This is a genomic window from Candidatus Sulfotelmatobacter sp., from assembly GCA_035498555.1.
Lineage (GTDB): Bacteria > Eisenbacteria > RBG-16-71-46 > RBG-16-71-46 > RBG-16-71-46 > DATKAB01.
In genome coordinates, this window is sequence record DATKAB010000067.1 from 1 (window position 1) to 24,556 (window position 24,556).

Consider the following 24,556-nt stretch of genomic DNA (forward strand, 5'->3'; position numbering starts at 1 on the left):
CGATGACCATCGTCTCGCTCGCGGTCGCCGGTGATCTCCGCGCGCTCTCGGGGCGCGACCCGCGTCAGATCGAGTTTGCCGACGGCACCGGACGAGTGCGGCTCTTCTACGGCGATCTGCGCGCAACCGATTCGCGCGGAAGACCGGTCCCCGCCTCGTTCGCGCTGGCCCACCATCGCATCGACATTCGACTCGACGACCGCGGCGTGCAATATCCGATCACCGTGGATCCCATCACCACCGGCGAGACCTGGTCCGACGGCGGCCGCTCCGGCGCGTACGGCTATTTCGGCTGGTCGGTCTCGACCGCCGGGGACGTGAACGGCGATGGTTACAGCGACGTGGTGATCGGCGCGCCGTTCGACGACCACAACGGCGGCGACGCCGGCGCGGTGTTCGTCTACTTCGGCTCGTCCTCGGGCCTGCCGGCCAATCCGTCGTGGACCTTCTATCCCGGGGCGCCAGCCGCTCAGGCTGGAACGACCGTGGCCTGCGCGGGCGACGTGAATGGCGACGGCTACGACGACCTTCTGGTGGGCGAGACCGGCGGCGGCAGTTACGGCTACGTATTCCTGTTCCTTGGCGACCACGCCGGCTTCAAGAAGGCGAAGAATTCGGTCACGGCCGATTGGAGCTTCCAGGCGCCCGGCGCCACGCTCCATCCCTCGATCGCGACCGCCGGGGACCTCAACGGCGACGGCCTGGCCGACATCCTGGTTGGGACGCCCAACGAGGGCCTGTCGAACGAGGGCGTGGTTCGAATCTGGCTCGGCCGCTCCGGCTTCGGCACCACGTTCACGACCGGAACCACTTCCAACTCCGACTGGAGCGGGGACGGCAGCTATCTCAACGCGCAGTTCGGCTACAGCGTATCCACCGCCGGCGACGTGAACGGCGACGGCTACAGCGACGTCCTGATCGGCGTGCCGCATGGCGGCCCCGCCGGACAGGGCGAGTTCATCCTCATGCTCGGCAGCGGCAGCTCATCGCCGCCGGTGACCGGCTACTACGACTTCACCGGCATCACCGTCGGCTCGCTCACCGGATACAGCGTCGCCACCACCGGGGACGTGAACGGCGATGGTTACAGCGACGTGATCGTCGGCTTTCCCGGCTATTCCGGAAGCGGCTATTCGGGCGGCGGAGGCGCCTGGGTGCTGCTGGGGCGCTCGACGGCGCCCTACCTCGGCGCGGGCGGCACGCTGACGGGCACGGCGGTCGGCGACAGCATGGGCATCTGCGTTGCCACCGCCGGCGACGTGAACGGCGACGGCTACGCCGACGTGCTGGTCGGCTCAGGAAAACTGCCGTCACCCGCGCTCGCTTACACTCCGCGCGGGCACGCCGAGCTGTACCTGGGATCCGCGACTGGACTGCGGCTGATTCCGGCCTGGAGCCGCACCGGTGGCGTGGACAACATCGGCGACGGCGAGCTGTTCGGCATGTGCGTGGCGACCGCCGGCGACGTCGATGGCGATGGATTCAGCGACTTCCTGGTGAGTGCGCCCGCGTCGGGGCCCAGTCGTGGCGGTCGAGTCTATCTGTTCAAGGGCTCGGCCAATCTCCCCGGCCAGCAGCCGGTCTGGTCGAACAGCGGAGGCAGCAACACGGAATTCTTCGGCTGGTCGGTGTCATCGGCCGGCGACGTGAACGCCGACGGCTACAGCGACGTGATCGTCGGCTCGCCGCTCTACGACAACGGCCAGACCGACGAGGGTCGCGTGCTGGTCTACTACGGCTCATCCGCCGGCCTCCCGACTACGCCGAGCTGGAGCTACGAGAGCAACTCCGCCGGCGCGAATCTCGGCATCTCGGTCGCGTCAGCGGGCGACCTGAATGGCGACGGGTATGGCGACATCATCGTCGGCGCCCACGAGATCTCGGCCAATCTGTTCAGCCACAACGGCGCCGCCTTCGTCTGGTACGGATCGTCGGCCGGGCTTCCCAACGCCGCGCCGGCGTGGGCCGCCTACGGAGGGAAGAACGACGCGCACTTCGGCTCGTCGGTCGCCGGAGCGGGCGACGTCAACGGCGACGGTTACGCCGACGTCGTCATCGGCGCGCCGAACGACAGCCTGACGCAAACCGGCGAGGGCGCGGCTTACGCGTGGTACGGATCGGCGGGCGGCCTCGTCGCCGGCCCGGCCAACTGGAGCGCGCACTCCAATCAGGCGGGCGCGGAAATGGGCAACGCGGTGTCGGGCGCGGGCGACGTCAACGGCGACGGCTTCAGCGACGTGATCGTCGGCGCGCCGCTGTTCGACGAGTCGATCAGCGGCACCACCTACGCCGATGCCGGACGGGCGTTCCTCTATCGAGGCTGGGGCAACGGGCTCTCGAGCTCGCCGATTCAGATCCTCTCCGGCGGCACCGAGAGCGGCAGCCAGTTCGGCTGTTCGGTCGCGGATGCCGGCGACGTGAATGGGGACGGTTACAGCGACGTGCTCGTCGGCCAGGTGTGGTACACGGGGTCCGGGCCCGCCAGCCAGGGGCGAGCGCTCCTTTATATGGGATCGTTTTCGGGGATTCCCGCCACGCCGAGCTGGACAGTCTCGAGCGGTCAGGGCGGCGCCGCGTTCGGCAGCTCGGTCGCGGGCGCGGGTGACGTGAATGGCGACGGCTTCAGCGACGTGCTGGTCGGCGCCGAGTTCTACGATGACGGCATGACCGACGGCGGGGAGGCGTTCCTCTACTACGGTGGGCCGGGCGGGCCGGGTACGGGCGCGAGCTGGACCGCGAAGCTCACCCAGAACTACGCGAATCTCGCGGCCTCGGTGGCGGGTGCGGGCGATGTGAATGGGGATGGCTTCGCCGACATCATCCTCGGAGCGCCGGGCTACGACGCCGGAGCCATCGCCAACGCCGGGCTGGCGGAAGTCTTCTACGGCAATGCATCCGGCACCGGGCTGACCGCCGGGCTGGCGCGTCCGATCGAGCAGAAAGGGGATTGCTTCCTGTGCGTTCCGCCGCCGATCTACACGATGGATCTCAGCTCGGGTCAGAATTTCATCATCGACTCGCACGCGCGCTCGGCCGCGGGCCGGGATCACGTCCGCATGCAATGGGAGGTGAAAGGCAACGCGCTGCCATTGAATGGCACCAGCATCCAGGACGGCGGCACGGCGCTGATGGCGGCGCCTGCCGGGGGCGGCAGCGCCGCCGACGTGGCGCAGATCGGCAACTGCCCCTACGGATCGAGCCCGTGCCACTGGCGGCTGCGCACCGCGAGCCACAATCCGTTCTTCCCGCGCTCGACCTGGGTGTCGCTGCCCGCCAACGCCCCGGACGAGGCGGATATCCGCACGCAGGTGGCGACGGTGGCGGTCGGACCGGAGGGCGAGTCGAATTCACTCGCGCTCGCCGGTAGCTATCCCAATCCGGCGAAATCGCTGTCTCACGTCCGCTTCTCGATGGCCCATGCCGGCCATGCGCGTCTGACCGTGCTCGATGTGGCGGGCCGAAAGGTGCGGACGCTGGCGGACGGGTCGTTCGAAGCCGGCGAGCATTCGCTCGAGTGGAATGGGCTGACCGATGACGGGCAATCGAGCCCGGCCGGCATCTACTTCTACCGGCTCGAGGTCGAGGGTCATACCTTCTCGAAGGAAATGACGCGGGTGCGCTGAGCCGCGCGTCTCGAAGCAAGGACGTGAAGCTCGACTCCCCGGGTCGGGTGCAAGGGCCCGGGGAGTTCGCGCTTGGAGATTTCGCGCGCTTTCGCGAAGATGCGCCGCATGAACCGGCCGAGAACATGGGCCGCGTGGACCGCGCTCGCGATGTTGTGCGCGCCGGCGCTGGGAGCGAGCGCTTCGCATCGGCGCGCGATGCTCCCCGGCGACCTGCCGCTCGCGACCGCTGCGCCCGACAGCTTTGTCGCGTGCTTCGAGACCAGCAAGGGAGCCTTCGCGATGAAGGCGCGCCGCGTCTGGTCGCCGCTTGGCGCGGACCGCCTCTACCATCTGGTCAAGGCCGGCTACTTCGACGGGCTCGTCATCTATCGCGTCGGCCCGACGCTCAGCGTCAAGGGTGGCCGGGTGGTGCAATTCGGCCAGAGCGGCGACACCGCGGTCGCGCATGCCTGGGACAAGGCGACGCTCGCGGACGAGCCGGTGGTGCGACCCCATCGCCGCGGCTCGGTCAACTTCGCGCGCGGCGGACCCAACACGCGCACCGTCGAGATCGCCATCACCACCAACCCGGCCGCGGCGCTCGACACCGTGAATTACCTGGGCGTGGTGGGATTCCCGAGTGTGGCGGAGGTCGAGCAGGGGCTCGAAGTGCTCGATCGGCTGAACGGCCAGTACGGGAACGCGCCGATCGCAACCGATTCGCTGTCCATTCTGGGCGGCGCCTATCTCGCTCGGGCGTTTCCGGGCCTCGATCGCATCCAGCGGGCGCGGATCACGAGGGAGTGGGGGAGACGCTAGCCGGAGGAGCCCGCCCGGGGATCCTTCAACCACCACATCATTTCGATCAGCGGTACGGGATACGTCGCCGACCAGCGCCAACCACGAAACCGCTGGTGGGCCTGGCCCGACCGTTCGAGCGCGTATCGGATTGCCGCCGTTTGGTCGCCGACCCCGGGCACCGCATAGGCGCTCGGGGCCGAGGGAAGCTGCTCGATCGACGCGGTCAGATCCACCTCGGTGAAATGATGCGTTCCATCCTCTCGCGGCGGATGCGTGGCGACCCGCGGGCCCGGCAGCAGGAAGGACACCTGCGGAAACGCGCCGGGCAATAGCGACTCGGCGATGAAGAGATCGCGCACGACCTGCATCGCGGGCACGTGCAAGACGTAGCCGCGAAGCTCTCTCGTGCGTTCTTCCGAGTTCAGCGCCCAGCCGTTCCGGATGCGAAACGCGGAGGTCACGCGGGCGGCGAGGTTCATGTTGGGATCGCCCGGCAGCACCAGCGTCGTTACGTTGCTGTCCTCGACCACCTCCAGCTCCGACAGCGGCAGGGTGCTGAACTCGGGAAGCAGGTAGCTGCGCGCCCCATCCGGGCCGGGGGGGCCGTCAAGCGTTTCGAAGCGCGTCGCGTCACCGGGAGGCGCTTCCTCGGGTGGCATGGCGAGGCTCAGGAGGGCGAGGGGCGTGCTCGGCCGCATCCGGCGCAATCCGATCCGCCGGTGGATCTCGATCCCATCGATCGTCCGCCGGTTTTCGTTCGGGACCAGGAACAAAGAAGTCGTCAGCACGTCGCAGAAATGCCCGAGCAGGAAAGACATCGACTTGAACGAGGCCTGGCGCGCGATGTGTTCCCGCCGCTCGCGCACATCGCGTGAGGATTCCGAGATCAGCGCATCGATGGCCGCGCGCCCGCCCGCAGTGGAATCCACCAGCAACGCAAATCGCTCCGAGGCGCTGCGCAGTTGCGCCACGAGCTCGGATGGCACGGCCTTGCCGGCCAGTTCCGCCAGGATGCGCAGGCCGGAGGGTGAGGGCACGATGTGCATCAGGTCCAGATCGGACGGGGCACGGGTGGCTCGCACCAAACGGCTCGCCAGGCTCTTGTCGAGCCCGATCGCCTGCGCCAGCCGGGTGGGACTCGGCGGATCGCCGGCGACCGCCACGAGCAAAGGGAGCAGCGCGGCGCGAATTTCGGCGCCCATCGATTCGACTTGCTGAACACTGCTGGTGGGGCGAAGTCCGGTTTCGGCCGTGGGGCTCACGTCGCGAGTTCTCCCGTCGAAAGTGCGCTCTTGAAGATCGGAGGGTTCTTCACCGCCACGCTCAGTTGAGGCGAACCACTCGTTGCGACGCGCGTTCCTTCGAACTCGACACCACCGCCCAATAGACGCCGCCGGCGACCAGCCGCCCGTCGAGATCTCGGCCGTCCCATGCGAGCGAGTGCTGGCCTGCGGGGAACCATCCGTGCGCCAGATTCGCGATTCGCCGCCCGGCCGAGTCGAAGATCGAGCACTCGACCTGGTCCGCCGCCGGCAGGCTGAAACCAAGGCGGGCGCCGAGGCGCGAGGGATTTGGACTCGGGGCGGCGAGCGCCAGCTTCGAAGGAAGTTTCGGGGTCTCGACCGAAGCGGTCGGAGTGATCCGAATGCGGAATGTGCGCCGGGTGTAGGGGCTGACCAGATCCTGTCCGAAGCCGATAATGCAGGTTCCATCAGGAGTCACGCACTGGCACGATTGGATCAGGAAGCCCGGGTCCACGGCAACCCCGTTTGCATTGAGAAAGGTGATCACGTCCATGATCCCCGCGTCCTGGGTCCACACGAACCCGGTGGTGCTGAAGGGCGAGCCGTCGAAACTGCAGTAGCCGACGATCATCTTGCCGTCGGCAGAGATTCCTTCGGCGACGTTGATACCATACCCGTCGCCTTCGGTACCGGGAACCGAGCCGAGAAATTGCGTTGCGCTCCAGCTGTCGCCGCTGCGAAGCCAGCGCGCGCACTCGCGCACCGTAGTGGCCGGGTTGAGCTGAAAGCCTGCCACGATGCTTCCCGAGGCGTTGACGGTCTGGGCCTCGCCGAGTCCGGTCGAATCGCAGAGCACCGACAACGAGCCGTGGATCCACGCCGCTGGCTGGCGGATACCGGTGGTGGGATTTTCGTCCCAGCCGGCGATCACCGAGCCGTCGTAGTTGACGCCATTGGCGCGGCTCGATCGCGCTCGGCTCCCCAGATCGACGCCTCCGCCGGCCTGCGTCCAGCTGAACCCGTGCGCCCTTCCGGTATTGAGCCAGTACAGGCCGACGACGGTATTGCCGTCACCTGAAAGGCCCCAAACGTCGCTGTAATTCCGGTCGATGAGTCCGAGATTGGGCGGACCATTGGGAGGCATGAGTTGCTGCCATCCCGAGTCTTGAGTCCACAGCCCGGAAGCCGACGCCGTGCTGTCGGACGTGATGATGGTGGAAGCGACGTGCGTACCGTCCGCGGAAATCCCGGGCGAACCGCCCGGGCTCGGAGTCGGCGAGCGGCCCAGGTCCTGAACCCCTCCGCTTTGAGTCCAGCGATACGGAGCGTACAACGTGCTGTTGCCGGCGATCGCATTGCCATCGCTCGAGACGCTGTTCGGATAGCCGTAGGCGTAGAGGTATTCAAATGTCACGCCGGCGCGCGCGCTCGTCGCTGCCAGCGCAAGCCCCAGCGCCAGACTCAGACTGATTCTGCGCATTCACTCCTCCTTGGATGATTCAGGCGCCGGACGTCGCCCAAGTGCTCGAGCGGGAGCTTCGCGTTCACGGGATCGGGCGGACACGGCGAGCTCGGGCGAAAGGCATCTCGCGCGAGTCGCCGTGTTCGCACCGCGAGACCGCTACCGATAGAGCGACTTGATGGCTCCCCACGTACCGCTGTGGGTCGCCGTCGCGCCGAGGCTGCCCTCGATCATGAAGGCGCCATCGTGGCTGCCGTAGAGGTTGGACCAGCTGGTGCCGTTGAAGGTCGCGACCGCCGCTCCCTGCAGCAGCGATGGCCACTGGAGATTGTTGCCATTGAAATTGTCGACCGGGGCCGTCGGCGCCACGGTGATCCAGTAGTCGCCGGGGGCCAGCGCCAGGTTCAGGTTGGAGGCGGTCATCACGTAGACGCCCTGGCCGTTCTGAACCGTGTCCACCCAGGTCAGGTTCACGGTCGTGGTCGAGGGTGTGCCGGCGGGCAGAGAGCCCGACTTCGGAGTGACGATCAGGCTCCCAGTCGGGGCCTTGACGCTCATGTTCACGCCCTGCCAGTCACTGAAGTACTCGGTGATCGTGGTCACGACCCAGCCGCTGGCTGGAACCGTCACGTCATTGACCGAGTAGTCGGTGTAGCCTCCGACGCCGGTGAACCTGCCATCGGCGATCCCGGGAGCGGTGGGGCTGAAATCGATGGCGGATTGATCCCAGAGCACCGCGGCCTGGGCCGCGGCGGCCAGGGCCAGCATGAGTGCGCCGGCGACGGCGACGATTCTCGCGTGACGTAGGGACATGAGGCACCTCTCTGCGAAGGGTGTCGGGAGCTGGCCGCGCCCGAGTCTCGGAGCGGCTGATCGGCAGCTTAACGATACTCCCCGATGTATACAAGAGGAATCTCAGAGACATCTGGCAGACTCTTTGGAACCGTGGTAGGGTGCCGGGCGTCAGCGAGAAGGAACCCTGATCCAGGCGATTCAGCCACCCCGGCCTCCGGACGTCCGGCCGCGTGAATGGACCCGTTCCCATGAAGAAAGCGAGATCCCGCTTGTCGCGCTCGTTCCTGAAAGCCGCGTGCCTTCTCCTTCTGATCCCGCTCGCCACACTCCCGGCCAGCCTCTTGAATCCGGCTGACGCGTCGGTGCGTTCCCTCCGCTCCGCCGCCGAAGGTCCGCCGCTGCTCCTCTGGCCGCCGGCTGACGAACGGGTACCGGAGTCTGTCGGCACGCTCGAGGTGAGCGCGCCTCCCCATCTCGAGAGCGTGCGCGTCGTGGTCTCCCGCGAACGCTTCGATCCCTCCAACTGGGATGGGGCCCCGGCTGGCGCCGCGTGGTTCGTCGGCCAGCCCGGCGCCACTTCGGTGCCGCTCGCCGCACTCTCGATCCCGATTGGCGCCGAGACCGAGTTGTGGTGGACCGCGGTCGCGCGCGAAGCCAATAGCGGGCGCTGGATCGCCGCCGAACCACGCCGCTTCGTGGTGATACCGAGTTTCGCCAATCGGGTGGCGACCGGTGGGCACCCGCGGCCCAGCGCCACCGGGTGGCTGGCTCCCATGAAGTCCCGGGCACCTCGCCCGAGTTATCGGTCCTTTCGACTCGCTTCGGGCGCGCTGATCGAGCCCGAACGCGTTGCCGGGTCGGCCGCCGCGGGAGCCAGCACGCTCGCTCCCGCGGGTGCGGCGGGCCGGCGCGCCTGTCTGGTTCAGTTCGCCGAAGGCGGCGCCGATTCCGCTCGGGTGCGCATCGAACGGGCCGGTGGCACGATCGTGGCGCCGATCAGCGGCGAAGCGTGGCTGGTGCGCGTCGACGATGCCGCTCGCGCCCGGCTCGCGCTCGTGAACGGCGAGCCCTGGGTCGCCGACTGGCAGCCGCAGTTCAAGCTGAGCGCGGCGATCGACGGTTCCTCGATCGGCCGGCGCGCGGTCACCGCGCTGCTGTTCCCGGACGGCGACGAGGCCGCGACCGTCACCGCGCTGGGCGCACTCGGCGCCTTCAATGTCCGAGCCTACCGCGGCTCGGTCAATCGGCTGGTGCGATTCGAGCTCGAAGACTCCCGCATGGCCGAGGCCGCTGCGCTCCCCGACATTGCCTGGATCGAACCGGCTCCGCGCGATTCGGTGAGCAACGATCAGGCGCAATGGGTCACTCAGACGGGCGTGCCCAACTCGCGCACGCTTTGGGATCATGGCATTCGCGGTCACGGCCAGATCGTCATGACGGCCGACAGCGGCATTCGTCCCGACCACGAAATGTTCAACGACTCGCTGGTGGCGCTGACTCACTTCGGGGACTATCCGACCCACCGCAAGATCATCGCCTACTGGCCGGGCTCGGACGATCCCGGTATCGCGTTCGGCGACGACGTCGGCTCCTCCTACCACGGCACGCACACCGCGGGCACCGTGGCCGGGAATCCCGACGCGACCTCCAGCGCGCCGTGGTCCGGCATGGCCAAGGAGGCCAGGCTGTATTTCATGGATATGGCCGGACCCAATTCCAACGGCGGACTGGCCGCGCCGGCCGACCTGAACGACCTGTTTCAGCGCTCGTTCGACGGAAACGCCGCCGGGGCCGCTCGCATCTCGTCGAACTCGTGGGGCGATCCCAGCTCACTCGGCGCCTATACGCTGGCTTCGATGGAGGTCGATCAGTTCATGTGGAGCCACCCCGACTACCTGATCGCGTTCGCGGCCGGAAATCAGGGCGTCGTGAGGACGGTTCAGTCGCCGGGAACCGCCAAGAACTGCCTGAGCGTGGGGGCGACGGGAAACGGCACGCTGGACAACAACCTCGCCTCGTTTTCGAGCCGCGGGCCCACCGCGGACCTGCGCTACAAGCCCACGGTGATGGCGCCGGGCGATGGCGTCACCTCGTCGATCGGCTCGACGCGATACACGTACGCGACCTACTCCGGCACTTCGATGTCGACGCCGGCCGTGGCCGGAACCATGGCGCTGATGCGCGAATACTTGACCGAAGGCTGGTATCCGACCGGCTCCCCGGTCGCCGCCAACGCGTTGACTCCTTCGGCGGCGCTGCTCAAGGCGATGGCGATCAATTCATCTCGTAACGACATCCTCGGCTACACGATTCCCAGCATCCAGATCGGCTGGGGCCGGCTGACCGCGGACGACGTTCTCTATTTCCCCGGCGATTCCTCTCGCACGCTCCTGGTGGATGGCGCCGACGGATTGCTCGATCAGCAATACGTGGAATATCAGGTGGATGTCACCGATCCGAGTCGCCCGCTCAAGATCGCGTTGTGCTGGACGGACGCGCCCGGGAATCCGGCCAGCAGCGTTCAGCTCGTCAACGATCTCGATCTGATCGTTTCGAAGGGCGGCGCCACCTTCCTCGGCAACTATTTCCTGAACGGCAATTCCGGCCTGGGCGGGCATCGTGATTCGCTGAACGTCGAGGAAGTAGTGCGCGTTCAATACCCGACCGCGGGCATCTGGACGGTTCGAGTCGAGGGTCATCGCGTGCTGCAGGGGCCGCAGCCCTTCGCCTTGTGCGCTACCGGGGGAATCAACACCGGGGCCGGCTCGGTGGCACTCGATCGTTTCGAATACGGGCTCACCGACACGATCGGCATCGAGGTGACCGACGTGAACGCGCACGAACCGCTCCTCGCGCTGGTGCACTCGAACACCGAGACCAGCGACGAAGTGGTTCACCTGACCGGCTCGAATGGGGTCTTTCGCGGGCGATTGCCGATCGCTCCCAGCACCTGGCGGCCGGGGGATGGAGTGCTCTCGGTTTCCTCGGGTGACCGGATCACCGTCACCTACAACGACGATCTCCCGCTCGGCGCACTGGTCGCGACCGCGCCCGTCAACGCCAATCCGCCGCAGATCACCGGGGTCCACGCGACGGCGACGTCGCCCACCAGCGCCACCGTCACCTGGACGACGGACGTGCCCGCGACTTCCCGAGTGCGGTTCGGCCTGCTCGCGCCGGCGGCGGCCGCGGATTCGAGCGGGCTCACGCGCCAGCACGTGATCCAGCTCACCGGGCTCGCCGCCGCGAGCACCTACCGGTATGACGTCGAGAGCACGACGCGCACCGGAAGCAGGGCGAGCGACAGCCTGGGCGGCCAGCACCGCCAGTTCACCACGCGGCCGGGCGGCTCGATCGCGCTGGTCATGGATGACCCGAGCCCGACCACGCTCGCCGTCTGGACCAACGCGCTTGCGCAGCTCGGTTGGAACGCCGACGTGATCACGCGCGCCGAAGACGATCCCCCGCTGGTGGGGAATTCCACGGCCGGCCTGCGCCGCTATTCGGCCGTGCTCTGGCAGGTGGATCCGGATCGCTACCCGCCGCTGAGCGACGTGCAGCGGCTCGCCATCGATTCGCTGCTGACCGGCGGGGCGCGACTTCTGCTCACGGGTCACGACATCGGCTACGGGCTCTCAAGCATGGACGTTCCGAGCTACACCCCGGAGCGCGAGGCCTGGTTCGAAAGCCGCCTCAAGACTCGGTTCGGACTCGATCTCTCGTGGGCCGATACGCTTCGAGGTCTCCCCGGAGATCCCGTGACCGGCGACTTCACGAGCGGCGTCAAGTATCACCCGGAGCTCTATCCCGACGCGGGCGACGAGGTGAGTTTCGCCCCCAACAATGACGTGATCGGCGACCTCCCCTGGCTCGACGATCAGAACCCACCGCGGCACGTCGGCATCGCCTGGGAGACGGTCAGCCCGCAGGGCACGCCCGGGAACGGCGTCTGGGGCGGCGCGAAGTCGAGATACCTCGGGCTCTATTACGAATGGGTGGCGATGGGAAGCACCTCGGTCCTCAACGATCCCAACCGCACCTCGGTTCTCGAGCGATCGGTCGACTGGCTGTTGGGCCATCGTCCGCCCACCGGCGTCATCACCGCGCCCGCGCCGGGTGCCGTGGTGACCGGGGACTTCCTGGCGATTCGCTACGTGACCGCCGCGGACTCGGGCCATTCGATCGCGAGGCGGATGCTTTCCTATTCACTCGATGGGGGCGAGAGCTGGGCGCCGATCACCTCGATGTCGTGTGCCGATAGCGGTTACATCTGGGATCTTGCCGGCGCGCTCGGAGGCACCCCAGTTCCCAACTCGACTCTGGCCATGGTGCGATTGGTGACGACCGATGACGGCGTGCCCGCCGCCAGCGTGACCACGCAGATGGCCGGCACCTTCACGCTGGCGCGTGCGGGGGGCGACACCCGTGGGCCGCTGGTCCTGGCCGGCACGGTCATGACCATGCCCAGCCCGATCCGGCGTGGATCGCCCGCGACGCTCTCGGCGACCGTGAGTGACGCCGAGACCGGCGGCAGCACGGTCGCGGCCGCCGAGTACTCGATCGGCCCCTCGCCTGCGCCGGCCGGCGCGGGGCTCCCGATGAGCGGGTCGTTCGGCGCGAGCCAGGTGGTGGTGTCGGCGGCGCTCAACACGGCGGCGCTCGGCGCGGGAGATCAAACCCTCTGGCTGCGCGCCCGCGACGGCGCCGGGAACTGGGGCGCGCCCGTCATGGTGAGCGTGATCGCCAATGACTTCGGGGTCCTGGCGGTGAGCGCGTTGCAGCTCACGGACTACCTCGAGCCGGCTGCTCCCAACCCTTCGCGGGACGCCGCGCATCTGCGGTTCGGGCTGGCGCGCGAGGGGGAGGTGAGGCTCGAGCTGTTCGATGTCGCGGGGCGGCGGGTGCGCTCGCTGCTCAGAGGCCCGCTGGCGGCCGGTCCGCATTTCGCCGTCTGGGACGGTCGGGATGACGATTCACGCAAGGTGCAGGCCGGCATCTATCTCGCGCGCCTGCTGACGCCGGACCGGAGCTTTGTCGTGCGACTGGTCCGACTGGAGTAGGCCAGCCGCCAGAACTGGCGCTCCTCGAGGATGGTGATGCGGTGGCCCTTCTCGCGCAGCCGCTTCACCTCCATCAGCTTGATGCCCGCGTCGCGCCCGGCGGCCTGCTGCGTATTGGGTCGTCCGCGCACCAGCACGGTGGTCTGCGCCGAGGGCGCGCCGTGGACGATCGCCCCGGCCCGGCGCGCCGCCCGAGCGGCCTCGAGCCGCGGCCGGCTCAGGATGCCGGTGAACGCCAGATGGACGCCCTTCAAGCTGCGAATGGCGCCGGGGCGCAAGGATGCCGGGGGGCTCCGCAGCGCATCGATCATTTCATCGGCGTTCTCGTAACGCTTGCGGCGTTCGCCCAGGCAGCGATAGATGATCTCCTTGAGGTGATCGGTGCAGTCGAGCTTGCGAACGTCGGCGGTGCGAATGCGCCGATCCGCGTCGCGCCCCACCAGCATGCCGAGGAGCTGCCCGACTTGATAGACGTCGTCGCGCGCCTGCCACTTGGGCACGGCACCTTCGAGGATATCGCTGGGGGCAGTGAGCCAGTTCATGGTGCGCGCGGTGATGCCACGCGCATCGCTCTGATGACGCGTGATGCCGAAGTCGCCGAGCTTGAGCGTGTGCTCATCGCACACGAACACGTTGAGCGGCGTGAGGTCGCGATGCAGCACCTGGCCGCGGTGGAGCTTCCCGAGCACCTCGAGAATTCCCGCGATCTCGAGCCGGATCTTGCGCTCGGGCCAGCCGCGGCTCGCGCGCCGCAGGTAGAGCCGCAGATCGCCGTAGCGCGCGTACTCGAGCGCCAGGCAGTAGAGAATGCGGCCGCCTTCGAGCATCAGCGGAAAGGCGTCGAAGACGCGAATCGCTCGCGGGTGGCCGTCGAGGAGCTGGCCGAAGTAGGCCTCGCGCAGCCAGCCGTCGATGCGCGTGCTCACCTTGACGCACACCAGCTCGCGCGCGGCGGGCGAACCGCCGCGGCGCGCCCGGAAGGCCTGACCGAAGCCGCCCGCGCCGAGCAGATACTCGACGTGGTAATCGAGGCGGGTCTCGGGGCTCCGCACCACCTGCCCGGGAACCAGGAGCAGCCGCGAGTCGTCAGTGGCCGGAGCCGCTTTGGAGATGCTCCGGGTGGTCGCGGTCGAGGGGTGTCGCATGCGCGCAGTGTGATCGATCCCGGCGGGGAGTCCAAGGCGCGGGACGCAGGCGAGGGGTCGGGCTCCCGGAGAATCCGAGCGTCATTCGGAACCGGGATCGGGCGCCGGGGGTAAACCCTCGCCAGAGTCTGTTCCTGGTTGTCGCCATCAACTCCGGGAGACTACGTTCAAGGGACCTGGGTACCGGGTTTTCTCACCGGCGGCTCGATTTCCGCCGGCGCCGCCAACTCGAGAGGTGCCCCATGAAGTCACACTCCCTTCGGCCCGGAACTCGTTTCTCGCTCGCCCTCGCCGTCCTGGCGTGCTCGATCCTCGGCGGCAACGCCTTCGCCAGCGCGCCGCATCGCCTGCCTTTTGGTGTCGTGTTGCCGGGATCCGCCGCGACCTCGCGTTCCTCACAGCGTCCGTCCGCCGGACCGGCGGCGCAGGCGCCCGCTCCGGCGATCGACTTCGCCGGCGGGACGTGGCGGAACTTTGGACTGCTTCAGGTCTCGAACGAGATCGCGTTTTGCGATCCGGCGCACGATCAGCTGCTTTCCATTGGCGGCTCGCGCAACGAGAGCTGGGAGTTGCCGCTCTCGGGCCCGCATTCGTGGTCCTACCTGTCGGCGCCGAATGCGCCGCTCTACATCAATACCCTGAGTTCGACGGTGGATCCCGCCACCGGTCTGGTCTATTCACTCGCGGACGACGGAACGGGCGTGCAGATGCATACGTTTAACCCGCGCACCGGCGCGATCTCCGTTCTGCCCGCGAGCGGCACGCCCATCGTCTACTACCCGTACTCATTGGTTTTCGATTCCGTCTCGCAGAGCGTGGTGATGACCACGTTCGACTCCGGCAATCCGTATGGAAACCCGCTCGAGGTCTGGTCCTTCAACCTGCTGCCCGCCCCGAGCTGGGTTCAACTCACGCCCTCGGGGGTGCCCTCGCCCTCGCTCGTCCCGACCCGGGTCGTGTTCGACCCGGTGCGCCATCGCCTGCTTTATCCCGACCAGGCCTTGGGAGCCCCGCAGGTGATCACCTCGCTCGATCTCAACGGGGCCCCGGCATGGTCGACCACTCCCACCAACGGCCTTCCCAACGTTCAGAGCAGCGCGTGGGTCTACGACGCGGCCACCGACCGCGTGTGGACCCTCGACGCGCAAGGGGAGCCGTGCTGGCTCTCGATGTCCACGCTTCAGTGGTCGACGATTTCTGCGGGCGGCGCCGGGCCCGGTCCTCGATTCGGGGCCGGGATCGCGATCGATCCCGCGCGACATCGCCTGATGGTCTGCGGTGGCCAGCCCCAGGACTTCAGCGACGTGCTCAACGATACCTGGGCGTTGACGCTCGATGGCGTTCCGACCTGGGTCAACCTGGTGGCTCCGATCCTGCGTCCGGCGATTCGCGGTGGGGCCAGCGACGGCTTCGACTCGGCTCGCAATCGGATGATCGTGTTCGGTGGCGATGACACCCATGGGTCGCCGATCAACGACACGTGGTCGCTGGCGCTCGGCGCGGAGCCCGCCTGGAGCCCGGTCACGACGCAGGGAGGGCCACCGACGCCACGCTTCTGGCACTCGGGAGCCTGGGACGAGCAGCACGACCGCTATGTCGTCTATGGCGGGTACGACGCGGCCGGCGCCGCCAATGCGGAGCTCTGGACGCTCTCGTTCTCGGGGGGCACCCCGATCTGGTCTCAGCTGTCTCCCGCGGGCCCCGCGCCCTCGGGGCGATACCTTTCTCAAATGGTGCGGGACCCGGTGCACGATCGGTTCCTGCTGCTGTTCGGCTACGACGGATCCAACGTTCTCAATGACGTCTGGGAATTGAGGCTGAGTCCGGCGCCGATCTGGCGGCAGATGTCGCCGAGCGGCATCCCTCCATCGGCTCGCGCGGGTGAGATGTGCGCCTTCGACGTCGCGCGGAATCGCGTGCTGATTTTCGGGGGGAGCGACAACACCAGCATGAAGAACGATCTCCTGGTCCTCAACCTGGCGAGCGGGGACGGGTCGTGGGTGAACCTCGGCGCCACCAATCGCCCATCGGGGAGAAACCTGGGACTCCTGCGGCTCGACGCGGTGCACGACCGGCTCCTTCTGTTCGGCGGCTATGGGATCTCCGCCGTGATCGGAAACAGTACCTACATCAGCTGGCTGAACGACTCGTGGCTGCTTCCGCTCGCCGGAACTCCCGCGTGGAAGTCGGTCACGACCGATCCGCCGCTGCCCGGTGCTCGCGACCGGGCCAACGGCGTCTACGATCCGAACTACGATCGACTGATTCTCGCCTGCGGCGGGATCGACGGCTCGAACGACACCTGGGGCCTGTATTACAGCGGGATCCCGACGGCCACGCTGCTCTCGCTCGCGCGCAGCGAAGTGCGCGCGGATCGCGTGCGCCTGATGTGGGCGGGCGCCGATCCGGGCTCGCCTGCGCGGGTGGAGCGCCGCGCGCCGGGCGGCGCCTGGCAGTCGCTCGCGGAGCTGAACGCCGATGGCCAGGGCTTCGTCACGCTCGAAGATCGCGACGTGACACCCGGCCAAACGCTCGAGTACCGCATCGGCGTTCCGGGCACGGCGGGGGAGAGCTATTCCGCCGCGACGCAAGTCCAGATTCCGCGCCTCGCTCTATCGCTGGCCGCGCACGGGCGGGACGGTCGCGCCGTATTCGAGATCGGCCTCGCCAACGGCGATCCCGCGCGCCTCGAGCTGTTCGATCTGGCCGGTCGCCGGGTGTGGACGCGCGACGTCGGATCGCTCGGCCCGGGCTCGCACTCGATCGAGGCGCGTGACCTGGGCATTCTGCCGGCGCTTTACTTCGTGCGGCTCACGCAGGGAGCCGAGGCACGCCACGCGCGGCTGGTGCTGGTGCGGTAGTACGTTCACTCGCCAGTTGTGTGGGCGTGGCGTTAGCGCATCAGCACCAGCCGCTGCGAGCGTTCGCCCGAAGCGCTCCGAAGTCGGAGCTGGTAGATGCCCGGAGGCGCCGCGCCACCGGCTGAGGTGCGACCGTCCCAGGCGAGCCGGTGCTCGCCCGCGCTCTCCCACCCGTGATCGAGCAGCGCGACGCGCGAGCCGGTGACGTCGAGCACCTCGATCCGCGTCTGGCCGGACGAGGGCAGCCGATAGCGGAGGGTGACCGAGCCGGATCCGGCGGTGAAGGGATTCGGGCTCGGCGCGGCGAGCTCGAGCCCGGCCGGCCCGCCCGCGAGCGCGATCCCGGCGACCGGAGCCGACGGCGAGACCGACACGGTCAATCCGCCGGACGCGGGCACCGAGCCGTCGACGTAGACGCGGACGATGCCGCCGGCGCGGATGGTCTGCGCGATCGAACCACCGCTCGCGACATAGCTCGAATCGTGGTCGGCCATCAGGAACACGAGCCGCGCGTGATCCCACGTCTCGCCAAAGCGGTTGTTCACGGTGACGGACAGGTGCGCCTGCGTTCCGTCGTTGGGCCCGCTCCAGCTCGTGCTCAGCGAGTCGGTCGAGGTGCCGGAGTGATGCATCGGCCCGGGCGTGATGTTGCCGTTGTGAACGCGAAAGATGCGGAACGCGCGATTATCGATCACCGACTGGCAGCCGAGGTTGAACGGATGCGCGGTGCGCGGCGTGATCGAGTTCTCGGGGACCGAATGATAGTGGCCCCAGATCGCTCCATCCACGCCCAGTGTATTGATGTTGAGCTGCCAGGGCCCGGACGTGCTGCCGGTGTTGGCGCCCTGATCGAAGTCGAAGTGGTACATGACCAGCTTGTGCCTGGGTCCTGCCGCGGCGATGTCTTGAGCCAGCCAGCTCAGCTGCTCGCTGGTGAAGCTGCCGCCGCCGTAGGTGCCGGGAAGAAAGTTGTCGTAGGAGCCGTTGTTGAGATAGGCCTCGAGCCCGATCACGTGCAATGAGTCGTAGTCGAAGCTGTAGTCCTGAGAATGGAACGGAGCCCCAGCCGGCGGGTTGGCGAGGAATGGCCAGCCGAAATAGCGCCACCAGTCCTTGCGCGAGGTGCCGGCCGGCGGCGGCGTCGGCTGCCACCCGCCGATGTCGTGATTGCCCGAGGTGAGGAACATGGGATCGCGCAACCGACATACCATGCTCAGCGCGCGCCCCATTTCGTAGTCGCCGTAGAACTCCTCCAGCTCGCCCTCGTTGACGAGGTCGCCGGTGTGCAGGATGAACTCGGGGTGAATCAGATTGAGATCGCCGATGACGGCGTCGAAGTCGGCCATGCCGGTGGTGTCGCAGGTGCTGAAGCTGGGAGAGAAGGAATGCTCGGGCAGATGAGTGTCGGAGATCTGCGCGAAGTAATAGTCGCTCCTGAACTCCGGCAGCACCTTGACCGAGTGGCGGGTGCTGTCCATCGGAGCGGCGCCGGAGCTCAACACCAGGTCGTAGAGCTCTTCAGGTACCCCGGAGGGAATCGTGAAGCCCAGCACCCACCAGCCGAGGCCCGCCTCAAACGAGCCGCCGGCGGCGGTAAGCGGATAGCGAAGGCCGGCGAGCTGGAGCGCGGCGCTCCAGGTGGTTGGCGTCGAGGGCGCGTTCGCCCAGACCGTCAGGGTGTCGCCGGGCCGCACGAGCGCCGGCAGCGTCGTCAGCGGTTTCCAAATGACGGTCAGGGTGTCGCCGTAGCCGTAGTGGCAGGTGGTGTCGAGCTGGGCGGCGAAGGTGGAGGCGCGAGCCGAGCCGGGGTGGGCCGCGACCGCGGCCAGAAACAGCGACGTGAGGAGGCCGGGGCGAGGGCGTGGGACCATGGGTGCTGGGGCTTTCGGCTGAGGGTTCAGGGTCTCGAGCCGAAAATCATAACACTGCGACGCGCGCTTCAACGGCGTGCACCGGATTCCGGGCGGCGATCGCGTCATCATGCGCGCGGGTCGGGAGGTCGAGCCGATCGTCGGCCGGAGCCCGGGGGGCGCGGCCGCATCGCTACTCGATCTTCACCACCCGGCGGCGGTCGGCTCCATCCGCGCTTCGAAGCGTCACCCAGTAGATGCCCGCGGGCGCGACCCGCCCGTCGTCGCGTCGGCCGTCCCAGGTGAGACTTCGCGAGCCCGGGCCCGGGCTCGCAACCCGGGCGAGCAGGCGAACCCGGCGCCCTTCGAGATCCACGATGGCGAGATCGAACGGGCCGGCCCGGGGCAGCGTCCAGCTGATCTCGATGCCGGCGTGGAAAGGATTGGGGCTCGCTCCGGTGAGCGCGACTCGCGCATGCGCGGCGTCGGGCACGCCGGTGGTTCCAATCGGTCGCGCGTCGACCACGATCACCGAGTCATGGCAGGCGAAGCCATGAAGCGCCGACGAGAGGTCGATCTGCGGAAACGGAACACTCACCGGAACGATTCCGCTGTCGAAGTGTTGAGCGGGCTGTCCCCACACGCTGAGGTCGAGGACGAGCTGCTGAGTGAGCGCGAATTCACCACCGATTCGATAACGGCCGGAGCCGGTAATGGCGACGGCGCCGGGGCCGTTGTTGAAGGATGCGATGTAGTTGCGCACCTCGTAATTGGCGTAGAGCGGATCGGTGCCGGCCGGAACCAGCTCGAAGCTGCCGTAGGTGGGGTTCAGCTGGACCGGACACTCACACGGCCCGAAGCAGCCGGTCTGAAGCGAACTGGGCGGCGTCAACAGCGAGTAGAGCGTGCCGACGTCGGCGCGGGCTGTCGACCCGATCGTGGCGAGCGCCGCCAGCAGTCCGGTGGCGATCGCGAAAGTGGATGCTCGGCGCATGGCGACCTCCCGCGGCCCCTCCTCCGCTCGGCGCCGCCGGGACTGTCGGACGCCAGCAGAGGATCGAAGAATACACCCGTCGGGGGCGCGGCTGGCATGCCCATACGTCGCCGCCTAGACTGACGCGATGCGAGACGGCCGGCCGATTCACCGGCGACCGCGGCAAGATCGAGGGCGCGATCGAACAGGCGCTGCGTTCTCCGGCGCTGGGCGAGTCGCCCGCCGGTGAGGGCGAGCTGAGGCTCGAGCTGGCGAAACAGATGATCGCGAAGGGCGATCGCCAGCGCGCTCGCGAAGAATTGGACCGCGCGACGCGCCTCCTGCCCGCCGATGACGAGGCTCGCGCCGAGGCCGATTCGCTGCAGGCCCGGCTCCGAATCAACTAGCTCGACCTCACCAGGCCGATCCCACGGCCGACGGGTGCTTCGCCGGCCGTGCGCTCACCGGTAGATGGCCTTCACCGAGCCCCAGCTCGCACGTTTGGCGGGCACCGGCAGCGACCCGTACCCCTGGCATGAGACGATCGTGGCGCCCGGCGGCAATCCCGTGAAGGTCAGCAGGCCGCTTGCCGACGAGAGGTGGTTGCCGCCCGGCGAGTGCGCGCCGCCGAGCCGGAAATCGATTTGCACCGGCGTGCCGGCGAAGAGGGTCACGGGCAGGCTGCGGACGTCATGGAAGGACCGGCTCCCGTTGAAGATCAAGAACGAATAGGTCGTGTCGGTGGCGGTCGCTCCCGCGCCGAGATGGATCGTGACGTAGCCGCCGCAGCCCGAGCCGCCGCAGCCGAACTGCGTCCACACCATTCCATCCACGCTGAGCTGCGCCGTGAGGCTCACCGGGGTACCCGCGGGCACCCCGACCACGTCGTAGAGATCGACGGCGTCCACGTAGGTCTGCGCGAGCAAGCCGCCCTGAGACATGGCGATCGTCCCATGCCGGAGATCGTAGGCAACGCGAAAGTCGGGATATCCCGCCTCGGTCGAGTCGATCACCGGAGCCGTCGAACTGAAGGGGCCGAGACCTCCGAAATTGAGCGTGCAGGCGGGGCAGGGCGGCCACGGCACGGCGTTCGCGGTGGCGAGCGGGAACACGAGGATTGCGAGTCCGGCGAGGTAGCCCAAGGTCCCCTCGAACTGGGGTTTCACGGTCGACCGATGGAGCGCCATCCCATCGGTCGTGCTCCGAAGATTGCGGGTGGCCGGCAGAAGCCCAAGCCATTCCACAGGTTCCGGCGACCGCGAGCGAAAATCAGGCTTGGAGCTTGCCGCGAAGCCGTTAGCCTCCCGCCAACTGCAATCATCGGAGCACGCCCCATTGTATCAGCACTGGATCGAACTTTGCTCGATCGAGACTGCTCGCGAGCCGCGCGAGGGCGCCCTGCGCGGGTTCGTCGGAAGGCTTCCTCGTCCCTGGATGCGGGAGTAGGATCCGGCGCCCGAACGGCTGGCCCGGAAGCGCGCGGCACGCCAGAGATGCGCGACGCCAGTGCGACCATACGCTTCCTGGAATCGAAGATGATTTTCGCGCGCTGCCCGTCTCGAGGCCATCGCGAAGTCCACGGCTTTCGGAGCCATGTGAGCGAATCAAACGGCGGGGTGGGTAAGATGCCGTGCGGGTACGATGACCACGGCCGATCGGCGGCGATCCCCTGGCGACGCGAGCCCGAAGCCGCGCGAAGCGAACCCCGGTGTCCATGACCCGGACGACTCGCGGCCCGCTCTCCGGGACCATGTGGTTCCATGGAATTGGGGCGGCCGCGGCCGCCGCCCTCCTGCTCCTCCTTCCCGGTACGGCTCGCGCCGCCGGGCCCTCGGTCTTCAGCGCCCTGCGCTGGCGCATGATCGGGCCGTTTCGCGGCGGGCGCACCGTGGCTGCGGTCGGCGTTCCGGGCAGGCCGCACGAGTTCCTGATCGGCGTCAACAACGGCGGCGTCTGGAAGACGACCGACGCCGGACGCACCTGGTTTCCGATCTTCGACGACCAGCCCACGCAGTCGATCGGCGCGATCGCGATCGCGCCCTCGAATCCCGACATCATCTACGTTGGCAGCGGCGAAGGGCTGCAGCGCCCCGACCTCTCAGTCGGCGACGGCATCTACCGCTCGCGCGACGGCGGCAGGTCCTGGCGTCATCTCGGGCTGAGCGACGGCCAGCAGATTCCAGCCCTGGTGGTGGATCCGCGCGACCCGAACCGACTGTTCGCCGCGGTGCTCGGCCATCCCTATGGCCCGAATCGCGAGCGTGGCGTGTTCCGATCGACCGACGGTGGCGAGACCTGGCGCCAGGTTCTCGATCGAGGCGTCGACACCGGCGCGATCGACGTGCTGATCGATCCCAATCACCCGGAGACGGTGTTCGCGGTGACCTGGTCGGCGCGCCAGGGCCCGTGGGAAGCAGAGCTGCCCTCGATCTCGTCGAACAACGCGTTGTGGAAGTCGACCGACGGTGGCTCGACCTGGCGCGCGATCCGCGCCGGGATTCCGCCGCCGGATTCGGGGCTCGGCCGCATCGGGATCGCGGCCGCCCCATCCGCGCCCGGCCGGTTCTTCGCCATCGTCAGCTCGCGGCGGGGCGGCGGACTCTACCGCTCCGACGACGACGGCGAGAATTGGCGGCTCGTCAATACCGACCCGCGGCTCGCCGGGCGCGACGGAGACTTCGACGAGGTGCGGGTGGATCCCAGGCGCGCCGACGTGGTGTACGTGGCCAACGTCGTGACCTGGAAGTCGGTCGACGGCGGGCGCGCCTTCACGGCCTGGCGTGGCGCGCCGGGCGGCGACGACTACCACCGGCTGTGGATCTCGCCCGACGACTCGAACGTCATCCTGCTCGCCGCAGATCAGGGCGCGATCGTCACGCTGAACGGCGGCGAGAGCTGGAGCTCCTGGTACAACCAGCCGACCGCGCAGTTCTTTCACGTCGCCACCGACGGATCGTTTCCCTATCGCGTCTACGGCGGCCAGCAGGAGAGCGGCTCGGCGGCGGTGCGGAGCCGCGGCGACGACGGCCAGATCACCTTCCGCGACTGGCACCCGGTGGGGGCCGAGGAGTACGGCTACGTCGCGCCGGATCCGCTCGACCCCAACCTCGTCTACGGCGGGAAGCTCACGCGCTTCGACTGGCGCACCGGTGACGTGCAGGAGGTCTCGCCCGATCCGCTGCGGAGCGCGGAGTGGCGCTGGGTGCGCACCATGCCGGTCGTGTTCTCGGCGGCCGATCCGCGCGCGCTCTACCTCGGCGCCAACGTGCTGTTCGAGACCACCGACGGCGCGCGCACCTGGCGGGTGATCAGTCCGGACCTGACGCGCCCCGCCGGCCCGCCGCCGCCCTCGATGGGCGCGTTCGCCCCGCTCGATCCCGAGCACGGGCAGCATCGCGGCGTGATCTACACCATCGCTCCTTCGCCGCTCGCCGAGCATCTGCTGTGGGTGGGAACCGACGACGGACTCGTGCAAGTGACGCACGACGGCGGCGCTTCGTGGAGCAACGTGACTCCGCCGCCGCTCACTCCGTGGAGCAAGGTCTCGATGCTCGAGGCCTCGCACTTCGACACGCTCGAATCGTATGCGGCGATCAATCGCTTCCGTCTCGACGATCTCGCGCCCCACGCCTACCGCACGCGCGATGGGGGGCGGCACTGGACCGAGATCGTGGCGGGCATCGCGACCGACGAGGTCGTGAACGCAGTGCGCGAGGATCCGAAGAAGCGAGGGCTGCTCTACGCCGCCACCGAGCGCGGCGTGTGGGTGTCGTTTGACGACGGCGACCACTGGCAGGCGCTCCGGCTCGACTTGCCGGCCACGTCGGTGCGGGACCTGGTCGTTCACGACGACGACCTGGTGATCGGCACGCACGGCCGCTCGTTCTGGATCCTCGACGACGCGACTCCGCTGCGCCAGGCCGCCGAGGCGGCGGCCGCGCGCGGCCCGTTCCTGTACGCTCCGGCCACGGCGATGCGCGTGCGATGGAATCGCAACACCGACACGCCGCTGCCACCCGACGAGCCGGCCGGAGAGAATCCGCCCGACGGCGCGATTCTCGATTACCAGATGGATCGCGCCGCGACCGGGGCGGTGACGCTCGAAATCCTGGATGAGCGAGGCGGTCGGGTCCGGCGCTGGTCGAGTCTCGATCCTCCCGACACGGTGAGGACTCAGGGGGAGACTCCGGCGTACTGGATCCGCCCGAACGCGACGCTCGCATCGAGCGCGGGAGCCCATCGGTTCGTGTGGGATCTTCACGGGGCCCCGCTGGCGACCCGGCGGCGCAGCTATTCGATCGCCGCGGTCGTTCACCAGACGCCCGCGGATCCGCGCGGGCCGTGGGTGCTGCCCGGGGATTATCGGGTGCGCCTGAGCCTCTCGGGCAAGGTGCTGGAGCGGCCGTTGCGAGTCGCGCTCGATCCACGAGTGAAGACCTCACCGGCCGACCTCGAGCGGCAGTTCGCGCTCGCGACTCGACTCGGCGATCTGTTGCGGCGCGATTCGCTCGACACCGCCCGAGCGCGGGCCCTGCGGTCGCGGCTCAGCCCCCCGGGTCGAAATGCCGACGCCGATTCGATCGCTGCCCGGGTCGCCCGCCTGGAGGGTGCGGCGCGGGAGTTCGGTCCCCCGCGCACCGGCACCGAGCCGGCAACCTTCGCTCGGCTCGAAGAGCAGATCCTGCGTGCCTACACGCGGGTCGAAGAGACCGATGCCGCGCCGACTCCGGCGCTCGAGCAAGCCTGCGCCAAGCTCGGGC

13 protein-coding genes are annotated in these 24,556 nt (G+C 68.4%); 6 read left to right on the forward strand and 7 right to left on the reverse strand.

All coding sequences use genetic code 11. The features are described from left to right. On the forward strand, nucleotides 1-3,623 hold a 3,623-nt coding region (locus VMJ70_06125; GenBank protein ID HTO90691.1), incomplete at its 5' end, for an FG-GAP-like repeat-containing protein. Nucleotides 3,624-3,731: 108 nt separating this feature from the next. After that, entirely contained in the window at nucleotides 3,732-4,424 is a 693-nt protein-coding gene (locus VMJ70_06130) for a peptidylprolyl isomerase (protein ID HTO90692.1), read from the forward strand. On the opposite strand, the gene VMJ70_06135 is transcribed toward VMJ70_06130, so the two are convergent. The 3 genes from VMJ70_06135 to VMJ70_06145 form a co-directional block, all read right to left on the reverse strand. Further along, a complete protein-coding gene (locus tag VMJ70_06135; GenBank protein HTO90693.1) occupies nucleotides 4,421-5,668 on the reverse strand; it encodes a hypothetical protein in 1,248 nt (415 codons plus the stop codon). The two genes, VMJ70_06130 and VMJ70_06135, sit on opposite strands and share 4 nt — an antisense overlap. Nucleotides 5,669-5,729: 61 nt before the next feature. Next, complete coding sequence (locus VMJ70_06140) at nucleotides 5,730-7,130, reverse strand: FlgD immunoglobulin-like domain containing protein (GenBank protein ID HTO90694.1); 1,401 nt, start codon at nucleotides 7,128-7,130, stop codon at nucleotides 5,730-5,732. Between the two features lie 141 nt (nucleotides 7,131-7,271). Then, the gene (locus VMJ70_06145) at nucleotides 7,272-7,925 is read right to left on the reverse strand and encodes a hypothetical protein (GenBank protein ID HTO90695.1); all 654 of its coding nucleotides are present in this window, start codon (nucleotides 7,923-7,925) and stop codon (nucleotides 7,272-7,274) included. A 344-nt stretch (nucleotides 7,926-8,269) separates the two neighbouring features. Between VMJ70_06145 and VMJ70_06150 the strand changes: the two genes are divergently transcribed. Further along, a complete protein-coding gene (locus VMJ70_06150) occupies nucleotides 8,270-12,967 on the forward strand; it encodes a S8 family serine peptidase (GenBank protein ID HTO90696.1) in 4,698 nt (1,565 codons plus the stop codon). Here the strand turns inward: VMJ70_06150 and VMJ70_06155 are convergent. Beyond that, entirely contained in the window at nucleotides 12,904-14,112 is a 1,209-nt protein-coding gene (locus VMJ70_06155) for a protein kinase (GenBank protein ID HTO90697.1), read from the reverse strand. The two genes, VMJ70_06150 and VMJ70_06155, sit on opposite strands and share 64 nt — an antisense overlap. 242 nt (nucleotides 14,113-14,354) lie before the next feature. Here VMJ70_06155 and VMJ70_06160 point away from each other — a divergent pair, with 242 nt between their 5' ends. Beyond that, nucleotides 14,355-16,973, forward strand: coding sequence for a kelch repeat-containing protein (locus tag VMJ70_06160; GenBank protein HTO90698.1), 2,619 nt, complete (start codon nucleotides 14,355-14,357; stop codon nucleotides 16,971-16,973). A 32-nt stretch (nucleotides 16,974-17,005) separates the two neighbouring features. Here VMJ70_06160 and VMJ70_06165 read toward each other — a convergent pair whose 3' ends face one another. Together VMJ70_06165 and VMJ70_06170 are read right to left on the reverse strand one after the other, a co-directional pair. Continuing rightward, entirely contained in the window at nucleotides 17,006-18,844 is a 1,839-nt protein-coding gene (locus VMJ70_06165) for a metallophosphoesterase (protein HTO90699.1), read from the reverse strand. A 172-nt stretch (nucleotides 18,845-19,016) separates the two neighbouring features. Continuing rightward, entirely contained in the window at nucleotides 19,017-19,817 is an 801-nt protein-coding gene (locus VMJ70_06170) for a hypothetical protein (protein ID HTO90700.1), read from the reverse strand. Here VMJ70_06170 and VMJ70_06175 point away from each other — a divergent pair. Beyond that, entirely contained in the window at nucleotides 19,805-20,203 is a 399-nt protein-coding gene (locus VMJ70_06175; protein ID HTO90701.1) for a hypothetical protein, read from the forward strand. The two genes, VMJ70_06170 and VMJ70_06175, sit on opposite strands and share 13 nt — an antisense overlap. Before the next feature lie 54 nt (nucleotides 20,204-20,257). Here the strand turns inward: VMJ70_06175 and VMJ70_06180 are convergent, their stop codons facing one another. Further along, entirely contained in the window at nucleotides 20,258-20,983 is a 726-nt protein-coding gene (locus VMJ70_06180) for a hypothetical protein (protein HTO90702.1), read from the reverse strand. A gap of 527 nt (nucleotides 20,984-21,510) precedes the next feature. Between VMJ70_06180 and VMJ70_06185 the strand changes: the two genes are divergently transcribed. Then, a partial coding sequence (locus VMJ70_06185) for a hypothetical protein (GenBank protein ID HTO90703.1) occupies nucleotides 21,511-24,556 on the forward strand: 3,046 nt, incomplete at its 3' end.

Excerpts from the sequence above, each read along its gene's own strand:
- VMJ70_06130 (HTO90692.1), top strand. The coding sequence starts at position 3,732 with ATGAACCGGCCGAGAACATGGGCCGCGTGGACCGCGCTCGCGATGTTG.
- VMJ70_06140 (HTO90694.1), bottom strand. The coding sequence starts at position 7,130 with ATGCGCAGAATCAGTCTGAGTCTGGCGCTGGGGCTTGCGCTGGCAGCG.
- VMJ70_06145 (HTO90695.1), bottom strand. The coding sequence starts at position 7,925 with ATGTCCCTACGTCACGCGAGAATCGTCGCCGTCGCCGGCGCACTCATG.
- VMJ70_06155 (HTO90697.1), bottom strand. The coding sequence starts at position 14,112 with ATGCGACACCCCTCGACCGCGACCACCCGGAGCATCTCCAAAGCGGCT.
- VMJ70_06160 (HTO90698.1), top strand. The coding sequence starts at position 14,355 with ATGAAGTCACACTCCCTTCGGCCCGGAACTCGTTTCTCGCTCGCCCTC.
- VMJ70_06165 (HTO90699.1), bottom strand. The coding sequence starts at position 18,844 with ATGGTCCCACGCCCTCGCCCCGGCCTCCTCACGTCGCTGTTTCTGGCC.
- VMJ70_06175 (HTO90701.1), top strand. The coding sequence starts at position 19,805 with ATGCTCGGCGCATGGCGACCTCCCGCGGCCCCTCCTCCGCTCGGCGCC.
- VMJ70_06170 (HTO90700.1), bottom strand. The coding sequence starts at position 19,817 with ATGCGCCGAGCATCCACTTTCGCGATCGCCACCGGACTGCTGGCGGCG.
- VMJ70_06180 (HTO90702.1), bottom strand. The coding sequence starts at position 20,983 with ATGGCGCTCCATCGGTCGACCGTGAAACCCCAGTTCGAGGGGACCTTG.